8 protein-coding genes and 1 riboswitch are annotated in these 8,100 nt (G+C 74.4%); of the genes, 6 read left to right on the top strand and 2 right to left on the bottom strand.

The features are described from left to right. Nucleotides 1–78 precede the first annotated feature (78 nt). Both DQW06_RS20635 and DQW06_RS20630 read left to right on the top strand, forming a co-directional pair. Nucleotides 79–972 carry an SDR family oxidoreductase gene (locus DQW06_RS20635; protein ID WP_013154128.1) on the top strand — a complete coding sequence of 298 codons (894 nt, stop codon included), beginning with the start codon at nucleotides 79–81 and terminating at the stop codon, nucleotides 970–972. 149 nt (nucleotides 973–1,121) lie between these two features. Further along, on the top strand, nucleotides 1,122–2,126 hold the full coding sequence (locus tag DQW06_RS20630) for a zinc-binding dehydrogenase (RefSeq protein WP_013154129.1): 1,005 nt from the start codon (nucleotides 1,122–1,124) through the stop codon (nucleotides 2,124–2,126). Here DQW06_RS20630 and thiE read toward each other — a convergent pair. Together thiE and DQW06_RS20620 are read right to left on the bottom strand one after the other, a co-directional pair. Continuing rightward, nucleotides 2,123–2,794 (bottom strand): thiamine phosphate synthase, encoded by a 672-nt coding sequence (thiE, locus tag DQW06_RS20625; RefSeq protein WP_041552795.1) that lies wholly within the window; start codon nucleotides 2,792–2,794, stop codon nucleotides 2,123–2,125. The genes DQW06_RS20630 and thiE overlap by 4 nt on opposite strands. 80 nt (nucleotides 2,795–2,874) lie before the next feature. Then, nucleotides 2,875–3,228, bottom strand: coding sequence for an Rv2175c family DNA-binding protein (locus tag DQW06_RS20620; RefSeq protein ID WP_019610781.1), 354 nt, complete (start codon nucleotides 3,226–3,228; stop codon nucleotides 2,875–2,877). An 82-nt stretch (nucleotides 3,229–3,310) separates the two neighbouring features. After that, a riboswitch (TPP riboswitch) is annotated at nucleotides 3,311–3,422 on the top strand. On the opposite strand from DQW06_RS20620, the gene thiO reads away from it, so the two are divergent. The 4 genes from thiO to pknB all read left to right on the top strand — a co-directional run bounded on the left by thiO (nucleotide 3,391) and on the right by pknB (nucleotide 8,041). Next, the gene (gene thiO, locus DQW06_RS20615; RefSeq protein WP_156910848.1) at nucleotides 3,391–4,587 is read left to right on the top strand and encodes a glycine oxidase ThiO; all 1,197 of its coding nucleotides are present in this window, start codon (nucleotides 3,391–3,393) and stop codon (nucleotides 4,585–4,587) included. Its footprint overlaps the riboswitch before it by 32 nt. A 5-nt stretch (nucleotides 4,588–4,592) precedes the next feature. Then, complete coding sequence (thiS, locus tag DQW06_RS20610; protein ID WP_013154133.1) at nucleotides 4,593–4,799, top strand: sulfur carrier protein ThiS; 207 nt, start codon at nucleotides 4,593–4,595, stop codon at nucleotides 4,797–4,799. A gap of 2 nt (nucleotides 4,800–4,801) precedes the next feature. After that, nucleotides 4,802–5,560, top strand: a complete 759-nt coding sequence (locus DQW06_RS20605; RefSeq protein ID WP_019610783.1) for a thiazole synthase — start codon at nucleotides 4,802–4,804, stop codon at nucleotides 5,558–5,560. A 435-nt stretch (nucleotides 5,561–5,995) separates the two neighbouring features. Next, nucleotides 5,996–8,041 carry a Stk1 family PASTA domain-containing Ser/Thr kinase gene (gene pknB, locus DQW06_RS20600; RefSeq protein WP_117199126.1) on the top strand — a complete coding sequence of 682 codons (2,046 nt, stop codon included), beginning with the start codon at nucleotides 5,996–5,998 and terminating at the stop codon, nucleotides 8,039–8,041. The last annotated feature ends 59 nt before the right edge of the window (nucleotides 8,042–8,100 follow it).

The raw sequence follows: 8,100 nt of genomic DNA, 5'->3' as shown, positions 1-8,100 counted from the left end.
CCGCGCCCGGCCCCGCGGCGCAAAAAGGCGCGTGCCGCTCAGCGTCCGGCACGCCCTCGTAACGCAGGATGGGGTGTCATGGGCGACGATCACACGACAAACCACACCATAGGGGTCACGGGGGCGACCGGGGCGCTGGGCGGGCGGGTCGCCGCGCGGATCGCGCGGCTGGGCAGGCCCCAGCGGCTCATCGTACGCGACATCAACCGCGCCCCCGAGTACCCCGGCAGCAGCGCGGCGATGGCGGCCTACGAGGACTCCACGGGCTTCGAGCGGGCCTGCCGGGGGGTGGACACGCTGTTCCTGGTCTCGGCCACCGAGTCCGAGGACCGGATCGACGTCCACGTGAGCGCGGTGGACGCGGCGGTCAAGGCGGGGGTGTCCTGGATCGTCTACCTGTCCTTCCTGCGCGCGGGCCCGGCGTCCACCTTCACGTTCGCGCGCACGCACTTCTTCACCGAGGCGCACATCCGGTCCACGGGGGTGCGGTACACCTTCCTCAGACCAAGCCTGTACCTGGACCTGCTGCCCGACTGGGTGGACGACGGGGGCGTGGTGCGGGGCCCGGCCGGTGACGGCCGGATCGCGTGGGTCTCGCGCGACGACGTGGCGGACGTGGCCGCGGCCGTGCTGACCGACCCCGTGGCCGCGCGCGCCTCGCACGACACCAGCCACGACGTCACCGGCCCGGAGGCGTTGTCCCTGGGCGCGACGGCGGAGAGACTGGGCGTGCTCACCGGGCGCTCGGTGCGCTACGTGCCCCAGACCCTGGAGGAGGCGCTGGAGTCGCGCCGCAGCGGCGGCGCCCCCGACTGGGCGGTCGAGGGCTGGGTGACCTCCTACGCCGCGATCGCCGCCGGGGAGCTCGACGTGGTCTCGCCCGCCGTCCCCGACCTGACCGGTCATCCCGCCCAGTCCATCGAGGGCTTCCTGCGGCGCCATCCCAGCGCGCTGTCGCACGTCGCGGTCTGACCTCGGCCCCCGTCCCGCGCGCCGCGCCCCGTGCGGGGCGCCCCCTGTGCCGTGGATCTCTCCGGCGCCCGGCCCTTGACCTCAACAAATATTGAGGTAAGAGGCTGGGCGGTGTCGGAAGCAGGCGGTGCGCACCGAGGGAGAACGGCATGCGAGCGGTACAGGTCGAGGAGTTCGGCGGCCCGGAGGTCCTGGTGGTCCGGGACCTGCCCGAGCCCGAGGTGGGACCGGGCCAGGCGCTGGTGGAGGTCGCCGCGGCGAACGTGATGTACCTGGACACCCTGGTCCGCGGCGGCTGGGGGCTGGACTACTTCCCCGTGACTCCCCCCTACGTCCCCGGCGCGGGCGTGGCCGGGCGGGTGGTCCGGATCGGCCCGGGCGTGGACCCGGGATGGGAGGGGGCCGCGGTGGTCGCCGACACCGGGCACGCGGACGGGACGCCGGAAAGGCCCACCCTGCCCGTGGACGGCTACGCCGAACGGGCCGTGGTCCCGGAGTCGGCACTGGTCAGGGTGCCCGAGGAGGTGGACCCCCGGGCGGCGCTGGCCCTGCTGCACGACGGGCCGACCGCGCTGGCGCTGGAGCGGGCGGCGGGCTTCGGACCCAGCACCACGGTCCTGGTCGCCGCGGCCGCCGGAGGGGCGGGCACCCTGGCCGTCCAGCTGGCCCGCAGGGCCGGGGCCCGGGTCATCGGCGCGGCCAGGGGCGGGGCCAAGCTGGCCCTGGTCCGCGAACTGGGCGCGCAGGAGACCGTGGACTACTCCGAGCCGGACTGGCCGGAGCGGGTGCGCGCGCTGACCGGCGGCGCCGGGGTCGACGTGGTCCTGGACGGCGCCGGGGGCGCGCTGGGCGCGGCGGCCTTCGGGACCCTGGCCGACGGCGGCCGGTTCGTCGGCTACGGCTCCGCGGGCGGGAGCTTCACGGAGGTGGACACCGAGGAGGCCGGGCGCCGCGGGATCGAGGTCCTGGGCCTGTTCGACCTCAAGCAGGCCGACGGCGACCGGCAGGACGCCCTGCGGATGGTGCTGGAGATGGCCCGCATGGGCAGGATCACGCCGCACGTGGGGCTGGCCCTGCCGCTGGAGCGGGCCGCCGAGGCGCACGCCGCACTGGAGGGGCGCGCGGTGCTCGGCAAGGCCCTGCTGATCCCCTAGGGCCGGGCGGCGCGGGCCGCCAGGCGCTGGCGCAGAGCGGCGGCGGCGGCCCGGGGGTCCTCCGCTTCCGTGATCGCGCGCACGACCACGACCCGGCGGGCCCCGGCGTCCAGCACGCGGTCGATGTTGTCGACGTCGATCCCGCCGATGGCGAACCAGGGGCGGTCGGTGCCCAGCGCGGCCGCCTCCTCCACCAGCTCCAGCCCGGCGGCCGGGCGGCCCGGCTTGGTGGGGGTCGCCCAGGTCGGTCCGACGCAGAAGTAGTCGCTGCCCGGCTCCTCGGCGGAGGCGGCCGCGGCGGCGACGTCGTTGTTGGAGCGGCCGATCACGGGGTCGGCGCCGATGATGTCGCGGGCCATGGGCACGGGCAGGTCCCGCTGACCCAGGTGGAGGACGTCGGCGCGCACGGCGCGGGCGATGTCGGCGCGGTCGTTGACCGCGAGCAGGGCGCCGTACCGCTCGCACGCCTCCTTCATCACCTCCAGGGCCGCGATCTCCTCGCGTGCCTCCAGGCCCTTGTCCCGGAGCTGGATGATGTCCACTCCCCCGGCCAGGGCCGCGTCGGCGAACTCGGCCAGGTCGCCCCGACCGGTCCGGGCGTCGGTGCACAGGTACAGAAGCGATGCGTCCAGGCGCTTGCGCAGGCTGGTTCCGTGGCTGGTCCTCACACGGTCCACCCTAGGCCCTGGCGCGTTCGGACCCAAGGGCGAGGGACGCGGCGGCGCGCCCCTCCCCCCTTCCCCGCGGGTCAGAAGGCCAGGCTCTGGGCCCGGCGGCGCACCTCGGTGCCCCGGTTCTCGCGCATGGCCTGGATCGGCGTGCCAGGCAGGGAGTCGTCGGGGGTGAACAGCCAGCGCAGGGCCTCCTCGGAGGAGAAGCCCGCGTCGGTGAGCAGCAGCAGCGTCCCCGGCAGACCCTTGACCAGGTCGTCGCCGTCGATGAAGGCGGCGGGAATGGAGAGTTCGCCGTCGCGGACCACACCCATCATGCGGTTCTCGCGGATCAGCGTCTTGATCCGGTTCGGGCTCACGCCCAGCGGAGCGGCGGCCTCCTTGAGGGTCAGCCAGTCGCCGATGAGCGTGTCGATGTCGCGTTGTGTCACACCACCAATCTGCCACATCCGCGCACCTCCTTCCCCCCGGCACGGCGCGCGTCGGCCACGGGTCCTAGAATGGGGACAGACCCCTACATCCCGCGGGAGCCGGGTGGGACCCGGCTGAGAGGGAGGCTGTGAGCCTCCGACCGCACGAACCTGATCCGGATCATGCCGGCGAAGGGAGTGGAAGCCACAGCCGTGCGCACCTCCAACGATCCCCACCGCGACCGCGTCGTCGTGGTCGGCGGCGGCCTGGTCGGCCGGGTCACCGCCTGGCGCGCCGCCCAACGCGGACTGAGCGTCACCCTGGTCGAGTCCGACCCCGCCCGCGCCGCCTCCACCGTGGCCGCGGGCATGCTGACCCCCGCCACCGAGGCCGCGTTCGGCGAGGAGCCCCTCATGGAGCTGGGCATCCGCTCGGCCCGCATGTACGCGGACTTCGTCGCCGAACTGGAGGAGGCCAGCGGCCTGGACGTGGGACACCGCGCCACCGGCACGCTGCTGGTCGCCTTCGACCGCGACGACCTGGCCGTCCTCACCGAACTGCACGCGCTCCAGCGGAGGCTGGGCATCGCCGCCGAGCGCCTCACCGGACGCGAGTGCCGCCGTCTGGAGCCCATGCTCGCCCCGTCCGTGCGCGGCGGCGTCCTGGCCCCCGACGACCACTCCGTGGATCCGCGGCGGCTGCTGCGCGCCCTGACCGCCGCGGGCGCACGCGCGGGCGTCACCGAGGTCCGCGGGCGGGTCGGGGAGGTCCTCTCCCCCGGCCCCGGGGGCTCCCGGCTGGGCGTGCGCCTGGCCGGGGAGGCCGAGGCGGGGCGGACCCTGCCCGCGCACCAGGTGGTGCTGGCCGCGGGCTGCTGGGGCAACGGCGTCGTGGTCCCCGAACCCGTCGTCCCGCCGCTGCGCCCGGTCAAGGGACAGCTGCTGCGCGCCCGGGTGCCCGAGGGCGAGCCGCCGCTCGTCAGCCGGACCGTCCGCGGCCTGGTCCGGGGCTTCCCGACCTACCTGGTGCCGCGCGCCGACGGCGAGGTCGTCATCGGCGCCACCCAGGAGGAGCTGGGCCACGACACCTCGCTCACCGTCGGGGGGCTCTGGCAGGTGCTGCGGGACGCGCGCGAACTCGTCCCCGGGGTGAGCGAGCTGGAGGTCACCGAGACCTGCGTCGGGCTGCGCCCCGGCTCGCCCGACAACGAGCCCCTCCTGGGGCCCACACGGGTCCCGGGACTGCACCTGGCCGCCGGGCACTTCCGGCACGGGGTCCTGCTGACCCCGGTGACCGGGGAGGCCATGGCCCGGGCCCTGACCGACGGAGACCTGCCCGAGTACGCCCGCCGTTTCACGGCACGACGCGCAAGTAGGTAGTAGCAGTGGAACTGATCATCAACGGCGACCGCCGCGAGTTCGCCGACGACACGACCGTGGAAGCGGTCGTGCGCGACCTGACCGGCGCCGAGGCCCCCGGCGGTGTCGCCGTGGCCGTCAACGACGAGGTGGTGCGCCGGACCGCGTGGGCCGCGAGCCCGCTCAACCAGGGCGACCGCGTGGACGTCCTCACCGCGGTGCAGGGAGGCTGAGCATGAACGACGACCTCGTGATCGCGGGAACCTCCTTCGGGTCCCGGCTGATCACCGGAACCGGCGGAGCGCCCTCCCTGGAGGTCCTGGAGGAGGCCCTGATCGCCTCCGGAACCGAGCTGACCACGGTGGCGATGCGCCGGGTCTCCCCCGGCACCCGGGGGTCGGTGTGGGACGTCCTGACCCGCAACAAGATCCGGGCGCTGCCCAACACCGCCGGATGCTTCACCGCCGTGGACGCGGTGCGCACCGCCCGCCTGGGCCGCGAGGCGCTGGAGACCGACTGGGTCAAGCTGGAGGTGGTGGCGGACGAGCACACGCTGCTGCCCGACCCCGTCGAGCTGCTGGAGGCCGCCGAACAACTGGTGGACGAGGGCTTCACCGTGCTGCCCTACACCAACGACGACCCCGTGCTGGCCCGGCGCCTGGAGCAGGTGGGCTGCGCCGCGGTGATGCCCCTGGCCGCCCCGATCGGCTCGGGGCTGGGCATCCGCAACCCGCACAACCTGGAGCTGATCGTCGAGCAGGCCGGTGTGCCCGTCATCGTGGACGCGGGGATCGGCACCGCCAGCGACGCCGCCCTGGCCATGGAGCTGGGATGCGACGCGGTCCTGCTGGCCACGGCCGTGACCCGCGCCCAGGACCCGGTGCGCATGGCCGCCGCGATGCGCGACGCCGTACGCGCGGGCCGCGGCGCGCGCCTGGCGGGCCGCATCCCCGTGCGGCGCTACGCCCAGGCATCCTCGCCGTCCGTGAGTTAGGCCACCCGGCCCCGCGTCCCGCCCCCCGATTGGTGCGTCCCACCTGGGGAGTTTGGCGGCGTCCTCTACCGTGGAACGAGTGTGCGGTCCGACAAGGGCGCATCCCGCACACCACGACCACCCAGGCGCGAGCGTCCCCACCGCCCACGGAGCGGGCCTCACCGGGGACGGGGCGACCCGACGACCGGCGGAGCACACACCGCCGGGCCCGGGGGAGCCCCGGCCGGGGCCGGGACCCGTCCTCCGGGGAGACCGAGCAGGCCTCCCCGGATGTCCCACCGGCCCCACCGGCACCCGAACGGGACGGCGCGACCGCGAACCGCGGGGCAGACCTGGCGTGGGCTTCCGCTATCGTGTCGGTTCGACACCCGGTGTCGGGTACGCGCCACCGGCCGCGACAGCCCGCGCTCCCCGCAGCAAGGACACTACTCCGCCGTGGACATGACGACTTCCGACCCGCTCGTAGGCGCCACCCTGGACCGACGTTACTTCGTGGAGTCCAGGATCGCCGGAGGCGGGATGGCGACCGTCTACGTCGCCCACGACCTGAGGTTGGACCGACGGCTGGCCCTGAAGGTGATGCACCCTTCGCTGGCCCAGGACCCGACCTTCGTGCAGCGCTTCATCAACGAGGCGCACTCCGTCGCCAAGCTCTCCCACCCCAACGTCGTGCAGGTCTTCGACCAGGGTGAGGACCAGGGGCACGTGTTCCTGGCCATGGAGTACGTACCCGGACGCACCCTGCGCGACCTGCTCAAGTCCCGGGGCAGGCTCGGCGCCCACGACGCCCTGAACGCCATGGCCCCGGTGCTGGCCGCGCTCGGCGCCGCCCACCAGGCGGGCATGGTGCACCGCGACGTCAAGCCCGAGAACGTCCTCATCACCGAGGACGGCCGGGTCAAGGTCGCCGACTTCGGCCTGGCGCGCGCCGTGGAGCAGTCCAACCAGGGGCTGACCCGCACGGGCACCCTCATGGGCACGGCGGCCTACCTGGCCCCCGAGCAGATCGAGAAGGGCGTCGCCGACGCCCGCAGCGACGTGTACGCGGCGGGCATCATGCTCTACGAGCTGCTCACCGGCAGCCAGCCGCACACCGGCGAGACGCCCATCGCGATCGCCTACCAGCACGTCAACGAGGACGTCCCGCGCCCCTCGCACTTCCTGCCCGGCCTGCCCGCGGAGGTCGACGCGCTGGTCACCAAGGCCACCGAGCGCGACCCCAGGTACCGTCCCAGCAACGCGGGCCAGTACCTGGCCAAGGTCCTGGCGGTGCTCAACGGCCTGCCCGCGTCTCCCCCCGCCTCCGCCGCCGACCAGGCCCCGCTGACGCCCGTCGCCCCGGCGGCGGCGGCCACGGCCTCGGTGACCGCGCCCCAGCTCATCGCCGGGGGCGCCGGTCCCGGCACCGAGAACGCGACCATGGTCGTGGACATGGCCTCCGCCGGCCTCGACGACGGCCGCTACGACGACTACGACCGCGGCAAGGACGGATACGGCGACGACGGGTACGACGACTACCGGAACGGCCCCGACGACCGGCGCCGCCGCAACCTGCTGATCGGGATCGGCGCGGCGGTCCTGGCGCTCGTCCTGCTCGGCGCGGGCTGGTGGTTCCTGGTCGGCCAGTACGAGAACGTCCCCGACGTGGTGGGCCGCGACCCCGAGGCCGCGAGCCGGATCATCCGCGACGAGGGCCTGCGCTACGACCTGTCCTCCGAGGCCGTCTACAGCGACGCCGAGCCGGGCACGGTCGGCGAGACCGACCCCGAGGTGGGCGCCCGCCTGTCCCCCGACGACGTGGTCACCGTGTACCTGTCCAAGGGCCCGCAGACGGTGGAGATGCCCGACCTGGTCGAGATGGACGCCGCCAACGCGCTCAAGGAGCTGGAGGACCTGGGCTTCGTCCCGGACAACATCGTCCAGGAGGACGTGAGCTCCACCGAGGTCGAGCCCGGCGCGGTGGTCTCCACCTCCCCCGAGGCGGGCGCGGAGGCCGACCGGGAGGAACCGGTCACCCTCACCGTCAGCCGGGGCATCCCGGTGCCCGCGGTGGTCGGCGAGGACCTGGACACCGCCCGCCAGATGCTGGAGGGCGAGGGCCTGTCCGTCGAGGTGGTCGAGGAGGAGAGCGCGGACGTCGAGGAGGGCAGGGTCATCCAGCAGAGCCCCGACAGCGGCTCCAGCATCGGCTCCGGCGGCACCGTCACCCTGACCGTCTCCACCGGTCCGCCCGGCGTGGACATCCCCGACGTGGTCGGCATGCGGGTCGACGACGCGCGCGAGGCGCTGGAGGAGGCCGGTTTCAAGGTCAAGGTCGAGCGCGTCTTCGGCGGCCGCGAGGTGGCGCACCAGTCGCACACCGGCAGGGCTCCCGAGGACACGGAGATCACGATCACCGCGACTCCGGGCGGCATCGACCTGGGCGACTTCGGCAACGGCAACGGCAATGGCAACGGCCGCGGCGACGACGATGACGACTGACCGGCCCGGGCGCGTGGCCTGAGTCGGAAGCGAGGGGGCGGGACCGGACCGGTCCCGCC

The sequence above is a fragment of the Nocardiopsis sp. TNDT3 genome (assembly GCF_003427465.1).
In the GTDB taxonomy this organism is placed as follows: domain Bacteria; phylum Actinomycetota; class Actinomycetes; order Streptosporangiales; family Streptosporangiaceae; genus Nocardiopsis; species Nocardiopsis dassonvillei.
This window is presented reverse-complemented; position numbering and strand designations above follow the sequence as displayed.

What these genes read in the sequence shown, in the direction of transcription:
- DQW06_RS20630 (WP_013154129.1), top strand. Translation starts at nt 1,122, where the DNA reads ATGCGAGCGGTACAGGTCGAGGAGTTCGGCGGCCCGGAGGTCCTGGTG.
- thiO (WP_156910848.1), top strand. Translation starts at nt 3,391, where the DNA reads ATGCCGGCGAAGGGAGTGGAAGCCACAGCCGTGCGCACCTCCAACGAT.
- DQW06_RS20635 (WP_013154128.1), top strand. Translation starts at nt 79, where the DNA reads ATGGGCGACGATCACACGACAAACCACACCATAGGGGTCACGGGGGCG.
- DQW06_RS20605 (WP_019610783.1), top strand. Translation starts at nt 4,802, where the DNA reads ATGAACGACGACCTCGTGATCGCGGGAACCTCCTTCGGGTCCCGGCTG.